This is a genomic window from Verrucomicrobiota bacterium (genome assembly GCA_016871675.1).
Lineage (GTDB): Bacteria > Verrucomicrobiota > Verrucomicrobiia > Limisphaerales > VHCN01 > VHCN01.
Genome location: VHCN01000007.1, coordinates 1 through 21,871 on the forward strand (window position 1 = coordinate 1; position 21,871 = coordinate 21,871).

18 protein-coding genes and 1 other RNA gene are annotated in these 21,871 nt (G+C 64.3%); 10 read left to right on the plus strand and 9 right to left on the minus strand.

Translation table 11 applies throughout. The features are described 5' to 3' along the window. The first annotated feature begins 169 nt into the window (after positions 1-169). Genes FJ386_02780 through FJ386_02790 form a run of 3 tightly spaced genes read left to right on the plus strand, consistent with a single transcriptional unit; the run spans position 170 to position 3,907 of the window. Positions 170-1,492 (plus strand): efflux RND transporter periplasmic adaptor subunit, encoded by a 1,323-nt coding sequence (locus FJ386_02780; protein MBM3875628.1) that lies wholly within the window; start codon positions 170-172, stop codon positions 1,490-1,492. After that, entirely contained in the window at positions 1,489-2,847 is a 1,359-nt protein-coding gene (locus tag FJ386_02785) for a TolC family protein (protein ID MBM3875629.1), read from the plus strand. Before FJ386_02780 ends, FJ386_02785 begins: the two co-directional genes overlap by 4 nt. 37 nt (positions 2,848-2,884) lie before the next feature. Beyond that, the gene (locus FJ386_02790) at positions 2,885-3,907 is read left to right on the plus strand and encodes a radical SAM/Cys-rich domain protein (protein MBM3875630.1); all 1,023 of its coding nucleotides are present in this window, start codon (positions 2,885-2,887) and stop codon (positions 3,905-3,907) included. Here the strand turns inward: FJ386_02790 and FJ386_02795 are convergent. Next, positions 3,870-4,376, minus strand: a complete 507-nt coding sequence (locus tag FJ386_02795; protein MBM3875631.1) for a hypothetical protein — start codon at positions 4,374-4,376, stop codon at positions 3,870-3,872. The two genes, FJ386_02790 and FJ386_02795, sit on opposite strands and share 38 nt — an antisense overlap. Before the next feature lie 25 nt (positions 4,377-4,401). Next, positions 4,402-4,776 carry a sulfurtransferase gene (locus tag FJ386_02800; GenBank protein ID MBM3875632.1) on the minus strand — a complete coding sequence of 125 codons (375 nt, stop codon included), beginning with the start codon at positions 4,774-4,776 and terminating at the stop codon, positions 4,402-4,404. 123 nt (positions 4,777-4,899) lie between these two features. On the opposite strand from FJ386_02800, the gene FJ386_02805 reads away from it, so the two are divergent. The 3 genes from FJ386_02805 to lipA all read left to right on the plus strand — a co-directional run bounded on the left by FJ386_02805 (position 4,900) and on the right by lipA (position 6,504). Beyond that, a complete protein-coding gene (locus tag FJ386_02805; GenBank protein ID MBM3875633.1) occupies positions 4,900-5,262 on the plus strand; it encodes a cupin domain-containing protein in 363 nt (120 codons plus the stop codon). Further along, entirely contained in the window at positions 5,259-5,510 is a 252-nt protein-coding gene (locus FJ386_02810; protein ID MBM3875634.1) for a glutaredoxin family protein, read from the plus strand. Before FJ386_02805 ends, FJ386_02810 begins: the two co-directional genes overlap by 4 nt. A gap of 100 nt (positions 5,511-5,610) precedes the next feature. Further along, positions 5,611-6,504 (plus strand): lipoyl synthase, encoded by an 894-nt coding sequence (gene lipA / locus FJ386_02815; protein MBM3875635.1) that lies wholly within the window; start codon positions 5,611-5,613, stop codon positions 6,502-6,504. 1 nt (position 6,505) lies between these two features. Here the strand turns inward: lipA and FJ386_02820 are convergent, their stop codons facing one another. The 7 genes from FJ386_02820 to FJ386_02850 form a co-directional block, all read right to left on the minus strand. Further along, positions 6,506-7,162, minus strand: coding sequence for a hypothetical protein (locus tag FJ386_02820; protein MBM3875636.1), 657 nt, complete (start codon positions 7,160-7,162; stop codon positions 6,506-6,508). Between the two features lie 87 nt (positions 7,163-7,249). After that, positions 7,250-7,801, minus strand: a complete 552-nt coding sequence (locus tag FJ386_02825; protein MBM3875637.1) for an NAD(P)H-dependent oxidoreductase — start codon at positions 7,799-7,801, stop codon at positions 7,250-7,252. A gap of 123 nt (positions 7,802-7,924) precedes the next feature. Beyond that, positions 7,925-10,189, minus strand: coding sequence for a hypothetical protein (locus FJ386_02830; protein MBM3875638.1), 2,265 nt, complete (start codon positions 10,187-10,189; stop codon positions 7,925-7,927). Between the two features lie 106 nt (positions 10,190-10,295). Next, positions 10,296-11,222 carry a transglutaminase domain-containing protein gene (locus FJ386_02835; protein MBM3875639.1) on the minus strand — a complete coding sequence of 309 codons (927 nt, stop codon included), beginning with the start codon at positions 11,220-11,222 and terminating at the stop codon, positions 10,296-10,298. Positions 11,223-11,282: 60 nt separating this feature from the next. Next, complete coding sequence (locus FJ386_02840) at positions 11,283-12,782, minus strand: sulfatase (protein MBM3875640.1); 1,500 nt, start codon at positions 12,780-12,782, stop codon at positions 11,283-11,285. A 68-nt stretch (positions 12,783-12,850) separates the two neighbouring features. Beyond that, complete coding sequence (locus FJ386_02845; GenBank protein ID MBM3875641.1) at positions 12,851-13,834, minus strand: M23 family metallopeptidase; 984 nt, start codon at positions 13,832-13,834, stop codon at positions 12,851-12,853. A gap of 62 nt (positions 13,835-13,896) precedes the next feature. Continuing rightward, positions 13,897-14,406: a hypothetical protein gene (locus FJ386_02850; GenBank protein ID MBM3875642.1), complete on the minus strand. Its 510-nt coding sequence runs from the start codon at positions 14,404-14,406 to the stop codon at positions 13,897-13,899. Positions 14,407-15,858: 1,452 nt separating this feature from the next. On the opposite strand from FJ386_02850, the gene rnpB reads away from it, so the two are divergent. From rnpB to FJ386_02870, 4 genes are all read left to right on the plus strand, one after another. Continuing rightward, an RNA gene (rnpB, locus tag FJ386_02855) (RNase P RNA component class A) lies at positions 15,859-16,266 on the plus strand. A gap of 91 nt (positions 16,267-16,357) precedes the next feature. Then, positions 16,358-17,848 carry a DUF1080 domain-containing protein gene (locus tag FJ386_02860; GenBank protein MBM3875643.1) on the plus strand — a complete coding sequence of 497 codons (1,491 nt, stop codon included), beginning with the start codon at positions 16,358-16,360 and terminating at the stop codon, positions 17,846-17,848. A gap of 185 nt (positions 17,849-18,033) precedes the next feature. Beyond that, positions 18,034-19,773 carry a CocE/NonD family hydrolase gene (locus FJ386_02865; protein ID MBM3875644.1) on the plus strand — a complete coding sequence of 580 codons (1,740 nt, stop codon included), beginning with the start codon at positions 18,034-18,036 and terminating at the stop codon, positions 19,771-19,773. Between the two features lie 564 nt (positions 19,774-20,337). Beyond that, a complete protein-coding gene (locus tag FJ386_02870; GenBank protein ID MBM3875645.1) occupies positions 20,338-21,852 on the plus strand; it encodes a TolC family protein in 1,515 nt (504 codons plus the stop codon). Positions 21,853-21,871 lie beyond the last annotated feature (19 nt).

Genomic DNA, 21,871 nt, shown 5'->3' on the forward strand with positions numbered 1-21,871 from the left:
CACTCGGCCGCGCCGTCATCGGCGGGCTCGCCGCCGCGACGCTCGCGACACTCTTTGCGCTGCCGTCCGTCTTCGCCGTGGTGATGACCGGCAAGCACACCCGCTCCGCCAGCCTCGACCCGGATGATGCAGGCAGTCCACAATTCTCGCAGCCGAACCCATAAAACCTATGCGACTCATACGACCAGTTTTGGGACTCGCGTTTGCCGCGGCCGCGGCGGCTTCCGCCCACGCGCAATACGCTCCCGCCGGTGGCGGCACGCCCTCCTCATCAGCGCTTCGGGTGGTCACGCCGACGCGCGGTGACGTGCATCGCTTCGTCACACAGCCCGGCACGGTGCGGCCGTCCCAGCAGGCGACGCTTTACGCGAAGGTTCCCGGCTACTTGAAGTCCATCGCCGTGGACAAGGGCGATTCCGTCAAGACAGGCTCGCCACTCGCCGAGATTGAGATGCCCGAGCTCGTCGCCGACCTCGCGAAGGCTCGCGCAGATTTGGCGAAGGCCGAGGCGGACGCGGCGAAGGCCCGTGCCGATGCCGCGAAGACGGCCGCCGACGTCGGCAAGGCAAACGCCGAACTCACGCGCATGCGGGCCGACATCCCGCGCGCGAAGGCCGAGCTTGACCTTGCCGCGCTTGATCAGCGGCGCACGGAGGACGCCAACAAGAAAGCGCCCGACCTCGTCGTGCCGCAGCAGGTGGATACAGCAAAGGCGCGCCACGATCAGGCTATCGCCAGCCATGCCGCGGCGCAGGCGGCTGCCGCCGCGGCGCAAGCCACGGTGAGCGCCGCGCAAGCTTTGCAAAACGCCGCCGTGCTCGCGGCTGATGCGCAAGTCGCTGCGGTCGCGGCGGCGAAGGCAAACATGGCGCGCTACGAAACGATGCTTGGCTTCACGCGCATCACCGCGCCATTCGAGGGCATCGTGACTGCGCGACTCGTGGACCCGGGCGCATTCATTCCCGCTGCGACCGGGGGCAGTCCCGCGCAAACCGCCGCGTTGCTTGTGCTGATGGATTTCCGGACGGTGCGCGTGCAAGTGATGCTGCCGGAGACCGAGGCGCCGCTTGCGTCGCCAGGCCAGCCGGTGCGTGTGAGCGTGGAAGGACTGCCGGGGCGCACGTTCGAGGGCACGGTGACGCGCCACAGCTACGCGCTCGACGAGGCGACTCGCACGATGCTTGTCGAAGCCGAGCTGCCGAACCCGAAGCTCGAGTTGCGGCCGGGGATGTATGCCATTGTGCGCGTGGGCGTGCAGAAGCACGCGAACGTGATGCTCGTCCCGAGCGACGCGCTGGTGATGGAGCGCGCAACCTCGTTCGTATTTCTCAACGAGGGCGGCAAGGCGCGCAAGACGCCGGTGAAGATTGGTTTCAATGACGGCGTGAATGTCGAGATCGTCTCGGGGCTTGCGGAGTCGGCGAAGGTGATCACCGCAGGGAAGACGGTGTTGGTGGATGGACAACCGGTCAACACGGGGGCCGGGAAGTGAAGTGTTCAGGTTTCAGAGACCGGCATTCCGTGGCGGTTGCGCTGTGGATCGGCGCGGGGGTCGTGGTCGCGGGCGCTCAGCAGTCGAACCACGCGGCCGCACCGCATCCCATCGACCTGCCGACCGTGCTCCGGCTTGCTGGCGCGCAGAACATTGACGTGCAGATCGCGCGCGAAAAGCTGGCCGAGGCGCGCGCGAACCGGGACATCGCGCAAGACCAGTTCCTGCCGTGGCTGAACGCGGGTTTCGGCTACCGCAGGCACGACGGACGGTTGCAGGACGTGACGGGCAATGTCTTCAACGCCAGCAAGCAGGCTTACACATTCGGCGGCACGCTCACGGCACAAGTGGACATTGGCGACGCCTACTACAAGTCGCTCGCCGCAAAGCAACTTGTGAATGCCGCGGACCACGCGCTGGCCGCGCAACGGCAGGACAGCATCGCGCTCGCAGCGGCGGGCTATTTCGACCTTGTGCGCGCGCAGGCCGGTGCGGGCGTCGCGCGTGAGGCGCTGGGCATCGCGGAGGATTATGCGGGGCAACTCGGGCGCGCCGTTGACGCTGGCATCGCGTTCAAGGGCGATGCGCTTCGGGCGCAAGTGCAGGCCGGCCGAAACGTGCTCGCGCTGCGCTCGGCCGAGGAACAACGACAACTCGCAGCCGCGCGGCTTGCGCAGACGCTTCGGCTCGAACCAGTCACGCCGCTGGTCGCCCGCGATGCCGACCTCGCACCGATGTCGCTGATCGCGACAAATGCCGCGCTCGACACCCTCGTGGCGCAGGCGCTCGCGCAGCGCCCCGAACTCAAGCAAACCAAGTCGCTCACGCGCGCCGCGAAGGACGCGCACGAGGGCGCGGTGAAGGGCCCGCTCGTCCCGACACTCGGGGCACACGTGTTCCTCGGCGGGCTCGGCGGCGGGCGGAACGGCTCACTGGGACAGTTCGGCGGCTCGGAAGATTTCTTCGTCGGCCTGAGCTGGCGCATTGGACCCGGCGGGCTTTTTGACGAAGCGCGCCGCAAAGCCGCGTCGTCGCGCGTGAACTCGGCGCTGCTCGGCGAGGAGAAAGTCCGCGACGACGTGGTGCGGCAGGTCGTCGAGGCAAACTCGAGGTTTCACTCGTTGCGGGACCAGCTTGCCGTGGCGCGTGGAGCCTTGCAGGCCGCGGAGGAAACGCTGCGACTCACGCGCGCCCGGAAGGAATTCGCCGTCGGCGCCGTGCTGGAGATGATCGAAGCGGAGCGCGACCTCACGCGCACGCGGCAGGACCTCATCGGCATCGCTGCGGAGTTCAACAAGGCGCAATACGCCGTGCAGCGGGCCATCGGCGGGCTCGGCGCGGACGAGAAGAAGTAGCCGCAGACCGGCGCTCGTGTATCGTGGTCGCCGATCCATGAACCGCTTCGACCAGCAGCTTGGCAGGCACGGCCTCGCCTTGCGCCGGGCGGCACTGCACACGCTCCAAGTCAACCTCGGCCGCAAGTGCAACCAGGCTTGCCGCCATTGCCACGTGGACGCGGCGCCGTGGCGCACGGAGATGATGGACGAGGGGACGGCGCGGCGCATTGGCGAGTGGATTCGCGATCATCGGCCGGCGGTTGTGGACATCACGGGCGGCGCGCCGGAGCTGAGCGAGCACTTTCGCTACTGCGTTGAGACGGCGCGGGCGGCGGGCGCGCGCGTGATCGACCGGTGCAATCTCACGATCATTGAGGAGCCGGGGTTCGGCTGGCTGCCGGACTATCTCGCCGCGCAAGCAGTCGGAGTGATTGCGTCACTGCCGTGCTATCTGGCCGAGAATGTCAGCAAACAGCGAGGGAATGGGGTCTTCGAGAAGAGCATCAGCGCGTTGCGAAAGCTCAACGCCGCGGGCTACGGGACGCGGCTGACGCTAAACCTCGTTTACAACCCGCTCGGCCCCACGCTGCCGCCGCCGCAGGCGGCACTGGAGGCGGATTACAAGGACGCGCTGCTGCGCGATCACGGCGTCGTGTTCAATCACCTCTTCACGATGACGAACCAGCCCATCGCGCGCTTCGCGGATGACTTGCGGAAGCAGGACCGATGGGACGAATACCTCGAACTGCTCGCAAACAGCTTCAACCCGGCGACCGTGGACGGATTGATGTGCCGGAACACCTTGAGCGTCGGCTGGCGCGGGGAACTTTACGATTGCGACTTCAATCAAATGCTCGAGATGCAGCTCCGCAATCCCGCGCCGGAGTCGGGACTGTTCCTGTGGGACGTGATCCCCGCTCAACTCGACGGCGCGGCGATCCAGACGGGCTCGCACTGTCTCGCTTGCACCGCAGGCTGCGGAAGCAGCTGCACCGGCGCGCTGGAAACGACTGATGCCGCTGCAGGGAGCAAAATCCGTGCTACTTCGCAACCGGAGGCGCGGGCTTCGGCAGCTTGATCTCGAAGCGGAGTTGCTTCACCGGTTGGCGCCTGGAGCCTTGCGCCGGCTGATATGCGAGCGTGCCCGGAAGGGTCGCAGGGAGGAGGACATTGGGGCTGAGGAGCAGTGGAATCTGGATGGAGAAGTTGTCCTCGTAATACAATGCAGTGACCGGTTGGGCGATTCCCGGGACCTGAACCTGCCTTGACACCCCGGTCGAAAAGTTCGCCGGCAAAATGCGGATGGCAGCGGGCGCGTTGAGCGCAATCTGTGTTGCGATGTCCTGCCGGATCACGGGCCGGTTGTTGGGCACGGACCAGCCCTTCTCCACTTTGAAGTTCAACACCGCGACGCAGTTGCTGCCGGGCCGCACGTCACCTACGAAGACCACGCTCTCGAGCGCAACCGGTTCGCCCGGTTTCTTGCCCTGAGCGAGCGCCGCGTGAGAAAGCGAGAGAATCAGCGCAAGTTGGAGGAGGCGTTTCATGGATTCCTGAGGGACAGACGAGCGCTTACGTACCGCCCTTCAACGGCCATCCCGCGGCGGCGAGCGCCTTGTAGCCGCCGATGAGGGACGAGACATTCCGGTAGCCCATGTTTTGTGCGGCATCGCACGCGAGCGCAGAGCGGAAGCCGCCGCCGCAATACATGATGATCTCGGTCGCGCAGTCCGGGAATCGCCGCTCAAGATCGCGTTCGAGAACGCCCTTGCCCAGGTATTGCGCGCCGGCGGCGTGGGCGGCAGTCCACTCGCTTTCCTCGCGCACGTCGAGCAGCACTGCAGCGGGATTGTGGTCGAGGATGGAGCGAGCGTCGTCGAGGGTGATCTCGCGGATGCGGGACTTTGCGTCATCCACGAGGCGCAGGAAGGCGGGCGAGTGGTCCATGCGGGCAGTGTATCAACGCCGGCGCCCGCGACAAGGCGGGAGACTCGAGTCCGGCGATCGTCCCGGTTTTTCGGAAAGGATTCAGCTTGAGGGCGAGCGCGGGCGTTGGATACTTCGTCCGCGATGGATGTGACGCCACTCGACGCGGTGCCTGCCTTCACGACGAAGGACGGCTCCGAGATTCGCGAACTGCTCGCCCACCGCAATTCCGCCATTCGCAACCAGTCGCTGGCCGAGGCGCGTGTGCCGGTGGGCGGCAGCACGCTGGAGCACTACCACCCGAAGGCGGAGGAGATCTACTTCATCACACACGGCACGGGCCGGATGCGTATCGAGAGTGAACAGCGCGACGTGCGCGCGGGCGACGCCATCGCCATCCCGCCGGGCCGGAAGCACAAGCTTTGGAACCTCGGCGCAGAGACGCTTCGCCTGCTCTGCTGCTGCGCGCCGGGATACGAGCACAGTGATACGATCATCACGGAATGATACCTACCTCCATCCGACTCTTCATCAAACCCTACTGAGGCTGGTGCACCCGGGCCATGGATTGGCTCGACCAGCGCGGGGTCAGCTACGATGTGATCGATGTCATCGCGGATGGCAGGGCCTACGATGAGATGGTCCGGCTTTCGGGCCAATCGCTCGCGCCCGTCATCGAGGTGGATGGCAAGGTGCTGGGTGACTTCGGCCCTCCCGAGTTGGCGGCGTGGTGGAAGAAGGAAGGCTTCGAGTGACCGCCTTCTCATCACATCTTGATCTTCATTGCCCGGCCGGATTGGAGAGGGCAGGGGAAGGATCAGGGCCAAGGTTGCGATCAGGACTGCGACGAAGAGAATGACAGCGACTCTTGAATCCCCGCCACCGGCAAGACAGCGGTTGCCGGGTTGGTTGCGCCTGCCTTTGCCGACGAGCGATTCGTTCGGGCGCACGCGCCATCTGCTCGCCGAATTGCGACTGCACACGGTCTGCGAGAGTGCGAAGTGTCCAAACCACTGGGAGTGCTGGAGTCGGGGCACGGCCACGTTCATGATCGCCGGCGACCGCTGCACGCGGGCGTGTGGGTTTTGCGCGGTCACGACAGCGAAGCCCCTTGCTCTCGAAGCCGACGAACCGGCGCGCGTGGCCGAGGCTACGAGTCGGATGGGCTTGAAGCACGTTGTCATCACGGCGGTCGCACGCGACGACCTCGCCGACGGCGGCGCGGATCACTTTGCAAAGACGATTGGCGCCGTTCGCCAGGCGTGTCCCGGCATTGTGGTTGAGGTGCTCACTCCGGATTTCAATGACTGCGACGCCGCCATCGACGCGGTGCTTGCCGCTGCGCCGGACATCTTCAACCACAATCTCGAGACGGTGCGGCGGCTCACACCCGCGGTGCGGCACCGTGCGACCTACGAGCGCTCATTGCGTGTCCTCGCGAAGGTCAAAGCTCGCCAATCGCGTGGGGTCACCAAATCCGGGCTGATGCTCGGACTCGGGGAGACAGTTGAGGAAGTTCGGGTCGCGATGAAAGACCTGCGTGAAGCGGGTTGCGACCTGCTCACGCTCGGCCAGTATTTGCAGCCGACGGTGAAGCACCTGCCCGTCGTGGAGTTTGTCCCGCCGGAGAAGTTCGATGAGCTGCGAGCAGTGGCCGTCTCGATGGGCTTTGTTCACGTGGCGAGCGGGCCGCTGGTGCGCAGCTCGTATCACGCGGACCATTTCCGCCCCGCGGCGAAGGAGCGGTGAGTCACCACCGCGAGCCGGGGAGCATCTTGCCGCCAGATTTTGCTCCGCCTCGGTGCTGGACCTTCCACCAACTGAACGAGCCGTAAGCCACGAACAGAAAGAAGAGCAGCCCCAGCACGGCGGCAACCCATTTCATCACGCGGGCTTGCCGCAGGATTTTGTCGTTTTCCTCCTTGGATGCCGCGCGGAAGAGCGCCATTTCCTGGCCGGGGGTCATCGTGGCCACAAGCTCATCCTTGAGCTTGAGCGTGCTCCACGGAAGGTCGGCTGCGCCGAACGCGGCGGAGAATCGCTTGCGGCCTTCGTCATCCGGGGCGTCGAACCCAACGCCCCGCCAGAACTGGGTTTTCTCGAGTGTCCAGAGGCGGGTAAGCCCCCGGTTGCGGGCGACGGTGTGCACCCGTTCCCACAGCATCGGCCGGAGTTCATCCGCCTGGCCGAAGTCCAGAAAAGTCTCGCTGTGCAGGCAGCCTTGGGTGCCGTTGACGCTGAGGCCGATGGAGCCCACGAGTTTCCCGGTGCCATCAAATGCGGCTTGAAACTCGGTGACCCGTTTCTCCAAGTCGGTCTCGGGCAACTGCTCTGCGCGCCACAACGCGCGGAGTGGCGGAATGTCGTCAATGGTCGCGCGTCGCGCGGTGAATGCCGGCGGATTCACAAGCAAAAGAGTAGCAAGCAGGGCAGGGAAGTTGAATCGGAAATCCGGGATGAGCCGGCCGAAGAAAACGAGTCGGGCTCAAGGCAATCACCGGAGTGGCACGCCCTTCACGCGCTCGACGAACTCAACGAATCCTGCGGCCTGCCTTTGCAGGCGGCCTGCGAGTTCGGGGTCTCTCAACGCGCCGTGGTCGTCGAGCAGCGAGCCGATTCCCGGCAGGAAGACTCGCTCAGGGAAAGTGATGGCGTTGCGATATCCGAAGATTTGCTGCAACTGCTCGACGGGTCTCAGGGCGCCGAACATGCCGGCGGAGACTCCCGTGAAACAGACCGGCCGGCGCTCGAAACTCTCAGGGAACTTGAGCATGTCGATGAAGTATTTGAGCACGCCAGGAAAGGAGCCGTTGTATTCGGGCGTCACGACGTGCAGGCCGGCGGATCGAAGAACCGCGTCCGCGAACGGTGCGAAGCTGTCGGGTTTCACAGCGTAGGAGGATGCGGCGAAAATCTCGGGCGGGAGTTGCGCAAGGTCGAGGACGTGACAGGGAGCGCGCAGCGCAGCGTAGCTCGATTCGAGGTGACGCACGATGTGGCGCGTGTTGCTGCCGGGGCGGTTGGTTCCGGAGAGGAGTAGGATCATGGGGAAAGTCAGTGTGTGGGCTTCAGTGTTCCGTGGTCGGTGCCGGTTCCTGCCTTGAGTGGGTCCATCCGGTTGCTGGACGATTGTGATGCTTCATACAGGAACCTGACCGCTGGGTGCTGCCTACCTAGCCGCGGGCATCGCCGCGATCCAATCGCGGATGAGTTTGACGGCGGCATCGTCGACGATGGACGAAGCGAGCGGCGGCATGCGGCCGGGGCCGAGTGTCGAGATTCGATGAAGCAGCACGGATTGCCCCGGGCTTCCGGGCGAAATGATCCGCGCATCCGGGATCGAAAACTTGTCGTGCAAAGGTTCGACGCCGACGGCACGGACGGCATCAGGCTTGGTGTTGATGTGGAGGCTGATGGCGGCGTTGCCGCCGCCGGCGTCCACATGGCAATGAGCGCAGTTTGAATGCAGGTAGGACCGGGCGCGGGCCTCGAGCGGTTGCGTTGCGTCGTGGGGGTCAGCAAGCCTCGCATACTTGTCTGGCGATTTTGGCAGTTTCTCGGTGAACTTTTCCGGTGGCACGGGTTCGCCGTCCCCTGGTTTGCGTTGGGGTTGGCGAATCTTGAAAAGTCCGATGTGTTCCATCGCGCGGAGTTGATTGTCGCGTGTCCCGTCGTAATCGTGCTGGCGGTTCATCTGGTGGGTGTTCAACCCGAGGACGAATTGCGCGGCGCGCGAGTGGCAAACCATGCACTCGGCGCGGCTCGGAAGGTGCCACGACTGACGACGAATGCCTCCCGGCGCGGCGGGGTCGCGAATCGTGTAGGTGCGGTCCGCGCCCGACGCGGCGACGAGGTCTGCGTCGGTTTGGGCGGCATTCCACGCATAGGTGTATCCGACCCACTCGTTTTGCTGGAAAACGAGGAGCCGCGTCTCGATGCGCCGGCGCGATGCGGGATTGCCCGTTTCGACTTCGAGCGAAAATGTCTTCACAAGGACGGCAGCCTCGGGGAATTTCCACGCGCCATTCTCGGTAAACTCGATGTGCTCCAAACCCGGAAGTGCGATGAACCGGTCCTTGTGCGTGTCGTCGGACCAGAGCGGAGAGTTGACGGAGTATGGGATCAGCGCGGGTTGGGGCGTGTGAGAGGGGACATCCGCGAAGAGCCCGGTGTCGCCCAGTTTGCGCGGGAACACCGTCCTCGTCCTGGGCGGCGGATTGGGCTCCAGTTCGTAGAGCGCCCCGCCGTAATCCGCATACAGGATTTCGCCCCGGTGGCCTTGTGCGAAGGCGAGCGGCTGGTGTGGCGTGTCAGCGATTTCACGATGCCACGTGATCTTGCCGCCTGAGTATCGGGCCGCCCAAATCTTGCCGGTTCCATAATCGCCGTAAATGTAGGCGCCCCGGAGATCTTTGAAGCGGTCGCCGGTGTAAACGGTGCCGCCCGTGATGCTGCGTGCCTCGGAGTGCGGGTGTTCGATGGAGGGCTTGCTGATGGGCACGGGCCCACGTGCGCGGAGCGGGTGGAAGGGATGCGAGCCTTCCATCACGCTCCAGCCGTAATTCGCGCCGCGCTTCACCACGTAGACCATTTCCCACAAGTCCTGCCCGATGTCGCCGACCCACAGGTCGCCCGTCTTCCGATCGAACGAGAGCCGCCACGGGTTGCGGAAGCCGAACGCCCAAAGCTCGGGGCGCGCGAGCGGGATGTGTAGGAAAGGGTTGTCCTGCGGCACCGAGTAGCCACGGCCGGCGTCGGGCTTGTCCACATTGATGCGCAACACGCCCGACGCGATGTCGCGAAGGTCCTGGCCCGTGTCGAGGCCGTCCGAATCGCTCGTGCCATCGCCCGCCGAGATGTAAAGCATGCCGTCGGGGCCAAAGTCCATCTCGCCACCGTTGTGCCCGTTGGAGAGCCACTCGATGATGACCGTCTCGCTCGCGGGGTCGCAACGCGCCGGCGAACCGGAAACCGTGTATCGAAGAATGCGGTCATGCTTTGCTTTGGCCGAGCGAGGGCCGTTCGCGAAGACGTAGACGAAGCGGTTCGTCGCGAAGCCCGGATGGAACCGCAAGGAATACGTTTCATGATCGGCAATCTCGTGGAAGAGATTCGTGCCCGGCCCGGTGGCGTTACTGCCGAAGGCGAGTGTGCGGCCATTCTGTTCAACGACGAGCAAGCGGTTTGAGGCTGGTTCCGCCGTCACATAAACCGGGTGGTTGAACGAGAGACTCGGGAAGGCGCGCTTCGCCCGGAAAGGCAGCGGCGGCTCCGGGGAGCCGATGACTCGCGAGGTGGTGAGCGGGATGCGGCGTGTCAGTCCGAACGGACGCTCGGACGTGTCCGCGGGGAGAGCCGCGCTGGACATCGCGAGCCACGAGAGCAGCAGGGCAATTCGCCCGCGGCGCGCGATGGCTCGCTCACTTCGTGACATGCGCCGACGCTACAACGCCGGATGCGATGCCGACAATGCTGTTCAGGGAATGGAATCGACGGGTTGAGAAGGCGAGGGCTGCCCGGTTCTCAAAATCAGTGGTCGTTCACGACTGCGTGAGCTTGACGGCAATCGAACGCTGGCCGGGGTCTTCGAACTGGGGCTTGGGCGGGGTTCCACGACGACGATCGAGCATGCGTTGACTGAAGAGCGCGGCGGTTGCAGCCGCCAGGACGGCCGATGCGCCGAGGAAGAAATTCAGCGTAAAACCAGGAAAGTCACCCTTCATCCTCAGCGCGGACCATTCGAAGAGGAGGATGTAGCCCGTCAGCGCGAGCACGGCAACGAGGCAAAAGGCGCCCTTGTGGCGGCAGGGGTGAAACATCAAGCCGGCGGCAACGAAGATAATGATGAGCGACCGCAGGGCCGGAAATGCGCTGAGTTGGGCGACCATGTCCATCCATGTCGAGAAACCTGGAAGCGAAACCACGACCTTGTTGCCTTCGCGGCGGAGGTTCTTCTCGCGGTGCGGGCCCATGAGTTCGTCCTCGCCGACGCTGACCCAGACGTGGTTGACGTTGGCAACCAGCATGGCGTTGGTGAAGCCGCGCGAGCGCAGGATGCTCGCGGCGAGGACAGCGCGCCCGTCGCAGTCTTCGCGCTTGCGCTCCCAAACGTCCGCGGCGGTCGGCCAGTAATCGGCGTTCAGCCAGTTATACCAGTCGTATTGATACTTGATGTTCTTGTAAACGAACCGCTCGACGGCTTGGAGTTCCTGTTTCGGCGTCGCATTCGTCGGCAGCAGCTTGTTGATCTCGGCGTTGATCTCCACCAGCGCCGGGAGATTCGTCGTAATGAGCGCGTCGTGATTCTTGAAGTTGCCGATGTGCCGGAGGAACAGCACGGGATTCGGGAACAGGACGAATCCGAGGACGAGGATGAAAAGGAGGGCCTTGATGACGAACCGCGCGGGGAAGGAGGAATCCGCGAGCGTGTTCCACAACGAGTGACGGGCGTCGCGGCGGGGTTTCATCGTGGGCCTGTTCGTCCGCAGGCAGCATGAGCGGAGCCATCGCACGCGGTGGAATCGCGGCTATTCATAATTGTATTTCACGATCCACGGGTCACTGGTGCGCCGCTGGAAAGCTTCAAGCCTTGCACTCAATTCAGCCTGCACTTTCGCCAGTTTGGGATCGCCGGCCAGATTTCGCGACTCGGTGGGATCTGCTTTGAGGTCATACAACTCGTAGCGTTGACGGTGGAGGAAGTCCGCGGTGCGGCGCGGGCCGAACATTGAGTCGCTGCGCTTGAGCACGCCCTGCCATGTCGCGGACGCGTAGATATCGGATGCGAACGGGAACGGGAGCTGGTGCGCGAGGTTCAGAATGAGCTTGTAGTCGCGCGTCCGCACGACGCGCATCGGGTAATACATGGTGATCTCGTGGAAAGTGTGCGATGCGTAGACTTCATCCCAGCCGGCTGGGTTCGCTTGCGAGAGCGCGGGCAGAAACGATCGCCCGTGGAATCTGTAGATTGAGTCCTCGGCTTGCTTCTTCTTCGCGGCCGCCTTCGGGGCGCCGGTCTTGGGCGCGCCGCCACTGAATTCGGGTTCGCCCTGAACCAGCCGGCCCTTCACTTCTTTCACACCGGCGATGTCGAGGATGGTCGGCGTGAGGTCCACCCACGAGACCATCGCGTTGCAAACCTTTCCGCGCGGGTGGTCGGGGCTCCGGACGATGAGCGGCAGGCGGGAGCCCGGGTCGTAAAGCGTGGTCTTCGAACCGGGGAAAGCCATGCCATTGTCGCCGGTGAAGATGACGACGGTGTTGTCGAGTTGGCCAGCGTCCTTCAACAAGGCCAGCAAGCGCCCGAGCCCCTGGTCGAGGCGCGAGATCGCCTGGTAGTATTGCGCGATCTCTGCTCGCGTCTCGGCGTTGTCAGGGAGATACGGCGGGACCGTGACTTCCGCCGGGTCATAACGAATCTCGGTGATTCCTTCGTAGGGCTGGTTATTCCCGAAGGCATCCGGTTTCAGCGGGTCGCCCGGCATGGTGCCGCCTCCGCGGTGCGGATCCGACGTGCAGAAGTAGAGGAAGAAGGGCTTGTCCCCCCTCGCGATGAAATCGCGGCAGTTTTCGGCCATTCGGACTGTGTTGCGGTTCCCTCCCGCCGCGGGAATGACGGTTTCGAATCGGAACACGTCGTCCGGAGCTACGTGAAACTTGCCGGTGCGAGCGGTGCGATATCCATTCTCGGCCATCACGACCGGCAAACTGCGCACGGAACTGAAGGCTGCGAAGTGATGAAAGCTGTGCTGGTGACCGAACTGACCGTTGGCATGGTTGTGCAAGCCGCTCAAGATCACGGACCGGCTCGCGCTGCAACTGGCTGTCGTGCAAAACGCGTGGTCGAAGCGCACCCCGTCCGCTGCGAGTCGGTCGATGTGGGGTGTTTTGATCGTCTTGTTGCCGTAGCAACCGGCGTCCAGACTCATGTCGTCCACCACGAAAAGGACGACATTCCGCTGCGCGCTCGTGGCGGCCAGCGCGAGCATTGGCAGTCCGAGCGCGAGTGCCAGCAGGCGAGATCTCATGGCGCGAATGTGGTGTCGGCGTTGCGGTCGAGGCAAGTGGAAACCTGAGTCGTCATGCCTCTGGCGGATCAATACGCGAGCAGTTCGAGCAAGCGCGTTCCATTCGCGGTCAATTCCCAGCGGCCGCCCTGCTTGGCGACGAGCGTTCGCGCGGGGTTGGCGCGCTGCTCAGCTTCATTCACCGAGAGCAGCTGGAACTTCTCCTTGCGCGTGAGTTCAGACGGGGCGCGGGGCGTGAGCTGGAATGGAACCCCGTTGAAGTTCAGCCGCAACTCGTAGCCGGCGATGCCTTCCGCCTCCGCGGCGGCGTTGCGCCTGACCAGCGGGTAGAAGCGCTGCGCCCACGCGAGATCGCGCTTGAGCATGATCACGCGGCAAAGTTCCGTCTGGTTCCGGAGGAATCGGACCAGGCTGAAACTCGGTCCCTCGGCGCGCTGGGCAAGCAGAATGGCCCGCGGGTCCAAGCCGAGGAGATTCTGCCCGTTGAAGCGGCCGTGATCGTTCTGCTGGCCGGGCAAAGCGTGGTCGTGCCACTCCGCAAACCGTTCGCTGGCAAGCAAGTTAATCTCAAAGTGAAGGTGCGCGCGCTCGCGTGTGATCGGGGTTTTGGTGTTCGTCGTGCGCCCCATCACGCCGATCGCATCGCCTGATTTCACGCCTGACCCAGGCTTCAAATCCCCACGGACGGACTTCAAGTGCGCGTAAAGCGAGAGAACCTCGATCCCCTCCATTGGATGCCGGAGCACCACGTAGTTGCCGTAATTGGAAAGTCCCGGCTTGCGATTCACGTAGGCGACGGATCCATCGGCTGTCGCGAGGACGGCATCCATCGGTTCGCCTTGCTTGTCTCGTTGAACGGCTCGGATGTCGAGTCCCTCGTGCAACTGCATGCCTTCGCTTCGCACGCAACCAAACGTGCCGCTGCGCCAGTCCTTTCCCGGGGTCGGCACGAAATACTCGTCCTCGCCCCCCGCCTTGAAGATTGCGCGATTGGCCGTGGGCAAGCTGAAGGGTTGCGCATGCGTCACCAGCGGGGCGAAGCACGCCACCATGAGTGGCAGGACGCGACAGGCACGCGGGCCGATCGATCGAATCCAAGTCGGGGAACCGCCTGTCACTTGTTCTTGTTCGCGAGATTGTTCACGCCCTTCACTATCCAATCCAATTCCTCGGGTGTCGCGTCGGGGACAAACACGATCACGCCGTCACTGATCCGCCGGTTCAGTCGCGGCGCGCCGAGCCACCGGCCTTCCTTCCAACGCGCGGCGATGCCGATGCGTTTGCCCCTCTGCGAAACCGAAAGGCTGTCGAGCAGCCACGCACCCTGCGTGTTGAGGATGAGCTTCAACGCCAGCCCCTCATCCGACTGCAGGACCTCCGCCGCGGCGATGTGCGCCTCATTCAACACGGGCAGTTTGTCGAGGTTCACGGTGATGGGATTGTCGCGGTAGACCGAGACCGGTTGCGTGCGCGCCGGATCAACTTCCATCGTCTCGACGTAGATGCGGACCAGCGCCGCCTCTTTTCCCCGACCCTTCTTCGGGGGGGTCGGCGATGGGGCTTTCGCGGTCTTCGACACCAGCGGGTCATCCGGCGTCATGCACGCCGCGCCGGCCATGGCCACGCACAGAAGAAATGAGTTGAAGGGGGTGAAAGCACTCTTCATATTCGCGCCCGCAAAAGTTCCGAGACATCAACGCAACTATGGGCCGCCAATACAACAAAATTGAAAAGCGCGCACGCCGCCGGGCTTACCTCAAGCGCCGCAAGCTGCGCGAGAAGGCGGCCAAACTCGCGAACGCCGCGAAACGCGCGGCGGCCAAGTCTGCGGCCCCGGCTGCCTGACGGCCCGCCCACCCCGCGGAACCCTCACGCGGGACTCCTCGGCAGCATTCCAGCACATCTCGCAAGCCTGCATCGGCAGTGCCGGCAACAGCGGAAGCTTCACGCCGGCTTGCAACCTCGACGCGCAGCGGCGCGCTCGCAGAACTTATTCACCGCGAGATTGCACCGCTTGAATGGCCTTTGGTATGCACACGTAGGAATGTGCCTCAGCTTGTCTTTACCGGCATTGTCGCGCCACGCCGGCTCTTGCCGAACCACCATTCGGTGAACAACTGGTGCATAAGAATCCGTTGTCGGATGAGCGAACCCTGATACACTCATCGCAGTTCATTGAAAGAACCGGGACGGAAGGCGGCGGACGAAAGAATGTCGCCGGAAGTTCCGAAGATAATCCCAGGCAACTGGGGAAAGAGCGGGTCAGGCTGGTTGGCCCGTTTCCTCGGAAGTGCTGGCCGCAAGGTCGGCGTGGACGAGGCAGGATTCACCAGTCCCTCTGGCGGCGTTCGCGCGTCGTCAGCGATGCGAACAGGGACTTGGCGGTTAGGGGCGATTAGAAACCGCGCCGAACCGGGTCAAGTAAGGCGGGTTGGTTTCGGACCCGCTTGAATCGCAGTCACCTAGAGGGTGTTTGGCTGCTACTGTGTGCCAGCACGGGGCAGGCGACTCTGGCGGTCTCCGTGAGGGGGCCAGCCCAACGAAAAACGCTGAAAGGCGTCACAAAGGGAGCGCACGCACCGGGAAGGTCACGGGGTCTTGGCAGGACTCGTGAAAACCTTCCGCAACGCCGGCGATGCTACAAACGGCACCGCTGGCCTGAGAGCGAAAAGGCAGCCTGAAAGTTAAGAGGCGAGACCCGTGGCACGGGGCAAACGCGCCGCCAAAAGCGGTGGCGGTCCCCGCGCTAAGTGGTCAAGACGCGGACAATGATTCGCAGACGTGTCTTGGCCTGGTTCGCAGGCCGGTGGCGCAACCATCAGCCCAAGCGAGCTGAAAAGCCTCACTTGAATTCGAGTGGCCACAAGGCGCTCGACGGCCCTGCTACGAGGCCGATGACTCCGCTTGCCGTGGAGAATAGCGTCGGGAAGCCGGCAGCCCCTGTGGCGCCTAATGTCGGCATGGGAAAGAGAGAGTGGCGAACTCCCATCCCCCACTTTGTCCCCGTCGGGCCGCAAGGTCCGGCGGGGACGATTGTTTTGACGGGCCTCCGTTCTGTGCTAGTTTCGCCCCGGTTCCGGAAGGGCGGAGAACCGCTCCGGCGCGAGCCGGGGAGGAAAGTCCGAACACCCCAGGGCGCGATGCCGCGTAACTCCGACTCTGTCGCGAGATACACGCGGGCGGCCCGCCGCGAGGCGTGCCGACGGACAGTGCCGCAGAAAATCAAACCGCCAGCGATTCCGGTCCGCCGGGAAGCGGGCAAGGGTGAAAAGGTGCGGTAAGAGCGCACCGCTCCAAGCGCAAGCGCGGAGGCACGGCAAACCCCATCGGGTGCAAGGCCAAATAGGGGACTGCGACGCGGCCCGCGTCGAGTCGCGCGAGAGTGCGGCCGGTCCCGGGTATTGGCCGCTCAGACAAATGGTTCTCTCCGCCGCGGCGCGAGTCTCGGCGCAGACAGAATTCGGCTTACAGCCCTTCCGGAGCCGTGACCGGCTTGCCATTGCGTGACGGAGCAGTTCGATCCCGCGCCCGCTCGCAACTTGCGGATTCAGCGACGGTTGGGCATCCTCGCCCCGATGAAACCCCAGTTCGAACTGCCCGGCGACCGTCGCACTCTACGTAACACTCAAACTCGCCGCCATTTCCTCCAACTCACTACCACCGCCGGCTTTGGAGTCGCGCTCGCACCGGCGCCCTTCGCCCGTGCCGCGCTTGCGCCGGAATCGCTGTTCAAGATCTCACTCGCACAGTGGTCGTTCAACAAGTCGCTCCGCGCGGGCAAGTTGAGAAACCTCGACTTCCCGCAGCTCGCCCGGCGCCACTTCGGCATCGAGGCGGTCGAGTTCGTCGACCAATTCTTTGCCGACAAGCCGCGCGACGTCGCCTATCTCAAGGACCTGCGCTCGCGCGCCGACGGCGAGGGCGTGACTTGCCACCTCATCATGCTCGACACCAACGGCCCGCTCGGCGCGTCGGACAAGGCGAAACGCGAGAAAGCCGTCGAAGCGACGTTCGGTTGGATTGACGCAGCCAAGACGCTTGGCTGCCGTTCCGTGCGCGTCAACGCCTACGGCGACGGCACGGCGGACGAGATCAAGGCCCGCGTGGCCGAGAGCTGCGCGCGGCTCGCGGACTTCGCGGCGCAGCGCAAGATGGACGTCGGGATCGAGAATCACGGCGGCAACTCCTCCGACCCGGTGTGGCTCACGAGCGTCATGCGCGAAGTGAACAAGCCGAACTTCGGCACGTTGCCGGACTTTGGCAACTTCCCGGCACAGGTGAACCGCTATGACGCTGTTGAGATGTTCATGCCGTGGGCCAAGGCCGTCAGCGCCAAGACGATGAAGTTCACGCCCGACGGCGCGTGCGAGGAGACAGATTATTACAAGATGATGCGCATCGTCCGCGACGGCGGATGGACGAGCTGGGTCGGCATCGAGACCGGCGCTGCGAACGCCGAGGGCGAGGCGCAGTCTGTGCGGCTCACGCGCGACCTGTTGCTCAAGGTGCGGGCGGCGCAGGCGCGCTGCGAGCCGCTCTTCAACGGCCGCGACCTCGACGGTTGGGAGCGCATCGAGGGCGGCGAGTGGGACGTGCAGGACGGCGTGCTCACGGGCCGCAACGGGCGTGGCTGGACGACCAATCCCGAAAAGTCCGGCTCGTGGCTCAGCACGAGGAAGCAATACGGCGACTTCCGGCTGGAGTTTCAGTTTACCGTCAACCAGCGGGGCAACAGCGGCGTGATGTTCCGGTCGGCGCGTGAGAAAAACCCGTCCTTCACCGGCTACGAGATGCAGATTTACGACGCACCCGGCCGGCCGCCGACAAAGGGCGGTCCCGGCTCGCTCTACGACGTGGTCGCGCCGACGAAGAACGTCATCCGCACGGCGGGCCAGTGGAACTACGCGACCATCTTCGCGCGCGGGCCGAAGATTGTCGTGGAGCTGAACGGCGAACGCATCATCGAGACGGAGTCGGCGCGCTCGTTGCGCGGCTACATCGGCCTGCAAGCCCACGACGACAGGTCCGTGGTGAAGTTCAAAAACGTGCGGCTGGAAGAACTGTGAGCGCGCACACGCTGTGCGTGTCTGCGCAGGACCGGGCCCTTGCGGCGTGCGCGCCTTTCGTCCACCCTCGGCGCGTGAAAACTCCGCTGCGGGCCTTCATCGGTGCGTTGCTGCTTGCGGCCGTCCTTCCCGCCGCCGGGCAGCGCGCGTTCGACCCTTCACAGCACTTCACCGCCATTCACGCGATGGTGCCGGCGCGCGACGGCGTGCGCCTCAACACGGACATCTTCTCGCCCAAAGACGCCGCCGGCCCGATGCCGTTTCTCATCACGCGCACGCCTTACGGGCTGCGCAACGACACGAACGGCTTCGCCCTCACGCTGCGTGGCGCGTATCGCGAACTGGTGGACGAGGGGTTCATCTTTGTTTTCCAGGACATTCGCGGGCGCCACAAGTCGGAGGGTGAGTTCGAGATGCTGCGGCCGCCCCGCGACCAGCGTGACGCAAAGGCGATTGACGAGGGCACGGATACTTACGACACGATCGAGTGGCTGCTCAAGAACGTCCCCGGCAACAACGGCCGCGCGGGCATGCTCGGCATTTCGTATCCGGGCTGGCTCGTGACGATGGGGATCATCGAGCCGCATCCGGCGCTCAAGGCCGCGTCGCCCCAGGCGCCCGTGGCCGACATGTTCCTCGGCGACGATTTTCACCACAACGGCGCGTTCCGCCTGAGCTACGGCTTCGAGTATGCGGCACTGCTGGAGACGGGCCGCACGAACTACTCGTTCAAGTTCGACAAGGCCGACACTTACGAATGGTATCTCGCGCTCGGGCCGCTGAAGAACGCCAACGCGAAATACTTCAAGGGCTCGCTTCCGACGTGGAACAACTACGTGGCGCATCCGAACTACGACGCATTCTGGCAGCGCCAGGCCGCGTGGCAGCACTTGCGCGAGCCGAAGGTCGCCACGCTCACCGTCGCGGGCTGGTGGGATCAGGAGGATTTCTACGGGCCGCTCAAGACTTACTCGTCGCTGGAAAAGCGCGACTCGAATAACGTCAACCGCATCGTCATCGGCCCGTGGAAGCACGGGAGCTGGAGCGGCGGCGGGTCATCGCTCGGGCCGCTGCAATTTGGAAGCGACACGGCGCGGTATTTCCGCAAGGACGTGCAGGCGCCGTTCTTCGCCGCGCTGCTCAAGGACAAGGGGCCGCACGGTTTGCCCGAGGCGCTCACGTTCCAGACCGGCGCGAACGAGTGGAAACGCTACGACGCGTGGCCGCCGAAGAAGGGCTTCACCGAGCGCAAACTCTACTTTCGCGAGGGCGGCAGGCTGTCGTTCGATGCGCCGGCGAGCGGGAGCGACAAGGAGTTCGACACTTACATCTCCGACCCGGCGCGGCCGGTGCCGTATCGCACGCGGCCCATCGAGCCGACTTACGGCCCGGGCTCGCGCTGGAGCGAGTGGCTGCTCGAAAACCAGCGGCACGTCCACAACCGTCCCGACGTGATGAGCTACGTGAGCGACCCGCTTGCAGAGGACACGGTCATCGCCGGCGAGGCCGTCGCGCACTTGTTTGCCGCGACGAGCGGCACGGACAGCGACTGGATCGTGAAGTTGATCGACGTGTTCCCCGACGACCATCCGCGGCCCGAGATGCAGGGATATCAACTCATGGTGGCGAACGAAGTCTTCAGGGGGCGATTCCGCAAGAGCTTCGAGAAGCCCGAGCCGCTGCGGCCAAACGTGCCGGCAGAATTCACGTGGAGCCTGCTCGCGCTGAACCACAGCTTTCAGAAAGGCCATCGCCTCATGGTGCAGGTGCAGAGCACGTGGTTCCCCCTGATTGACCGCAACCCGCAGAAATACGTGAAGAACATCTTCGAAGCGGACGAGAAAGATTTCACGCCCGCGACGCAGCGGATTTATCGCTCACGAAAGCTGCCCTCGCACATCGCGGTGAGTGTGGAGGTGAAGTAGAGCAACGCCGAAACTCCGCGGTGAAGCAGGAGTGGAATGCGGTTCGACCCGCCCCAGGCCGTCGCACGCCTTTATAGAATCGGAGGCCGGCGCTTCCCGCGGAGGTGTCCTGAATCTCCACCGCGCCGTTGTTGAGGAGGATGCCGTTGGTCACGCGGCTCCACGGGCCGGCGTGGGCGCTTGGGGAAGCGGCCCACCAAGCTTCAAGTTGCGCGCGCCGTTCACGTGGAGCACCTGCACGGAGACGACCGCGCGCGGATGCTGCCAGGGTGATCGCGCACCCGGCGCGGAGTTGAAGAGTTTCATGAGCCGTGCTGGTCGGGGTGGAGCTTCGGTGTGATCCAGCGAGGCAAGCTGCAGGCAAATGCCGCGTGAGGCCGCGACACACGGCCTCAAAAACACTACCGGCACGACGTGGAACGCGCGCCATGAGCTGCCGGCGACCGGAGACCGTTCATCGCATCGCTACGGCCAGCTTCGCAGGCTGGGTTTTCAGCCTCCCCTTTCGCGGCGGCAGTGCCTTGGGTGCAACCCGTGCAAGCGACGAGTGTTTGACGTGTCCGCATGAATCCTTCAACCTCCCGGCCCATGCAACTCCGAGACCTGCTGGCGACGGCGGTGCTTTGCCTGCCAATCGGCGCGGCGGCGCAGACGAGTGCCAACGTGCGTCCGCTTTCGCTCGACCAGTGCATCGAGCAGGCTCTTCAGAAGAACCTGAGCATCCAGATCGACCGCATCGGGCCGGAGATCGCGACCTTCAACCTCGAAAGCTCTCTGGGCTCGACCTACGACCCGGTGGCGAGCTTCAGCCTCAGCGAGCGCTTCAGTTCCAGTCCCGGCCGTGTCGATGCCGCGACGGCGCTGCGCAGCCCGCCGAGCGAGAATTACACCGACATCTGGACGCCGAGCATCCGTGGCACGCTCCCGAGCGGCACCGTGCTGACGCTTTCCGGCAACCTCACGCGCTCCAGCGGCACGAGTTTTCCGCTGGGCTTCCAATACGTGGACAGCGCGTCCCTCTCGCTCACGCAGCCGTTGCTCAAGAATTCGTGGATCGATGCCAACCGGCTGAACATCCGGCTCAACCGGAAGAACATCACGATCTCCGAGCTGTCGTTGCGGTTGACGCTGATCAGCACCGTCAACGCCGTGCAGCAGGCCTACTACGACCTCACCTTCGCGGTCGAGAACATCAAGGTGCAGGAGGCGTCGCTTGCGCTCGCGGAGAAACTGCTTGCCGAAAACAAGAAGCGCGTGGAACTCGGCGCCATGGCCCCGCTCGACGAGAAACAGGCCGAGTCGCAGGTGGCCGCGCGCAAGGCGGACCTGCTCACCGCGTTGCGCGAGGTGGACGCGACGCAGAACCGGCTTCGCAACCTGCTCACGGATGACTACCCGGCGTGGAGCAGCGTGCGCATCCAGCCCACCGACACCCTGATGGCCCTGCCGCAGACATTCAATGTGCTGGAGAGCTGGCAATCCGGGATGGCCAACCGGCCCGAGGTGCTCCAGGCGCGGCTGGACGTCGAGAAGCAGAACATTTCGCTGAGCTACAGTTACAACCAGTTGTTTCCCTCGCTCGACCTCACCGCGAGCTACGGGCACAACGGCGTCGGTCCGACGCTCTCCGGCGCGCTCAACGACATTCAGGGCGGCATGTTCCAGTCCTATTCCTACGGGGTCGTGCTCAGCTTCCCGCTCAGCAATCGAGATGCAAAGAGCCGCTACGCATCGGGAAAGGCGAACGTGGCGCAATCGCTGCTTCGCCTGAAAAAGCAGGAGCAGGACGTGGTCGTGCAGATTGACGACGCCGTGAAGTCCGCGCAAACGAGCTACGACAAGATCGACGCCACACGCCTTGCGCGCGTGTATGCGGAGATCGCGCTCGAGGCCGAGCAAAAGAAACTCGAGAGCGGCAAGAGCACGAGCTTCGTCGTTCTCCAACTCCAGCGCGACCTCACCGCCGCGCGTTCGGCCGAAATCCGCGCGCAGGCGGACTACAACAAGGCGGTTGCCGCTTTGCGACAGGCCGAGGGCACCACGCTCTCGAAGGCGAAAATCAAGGTGGGCGCAAAGTAGTTTCTGGCGGTTGAACCGC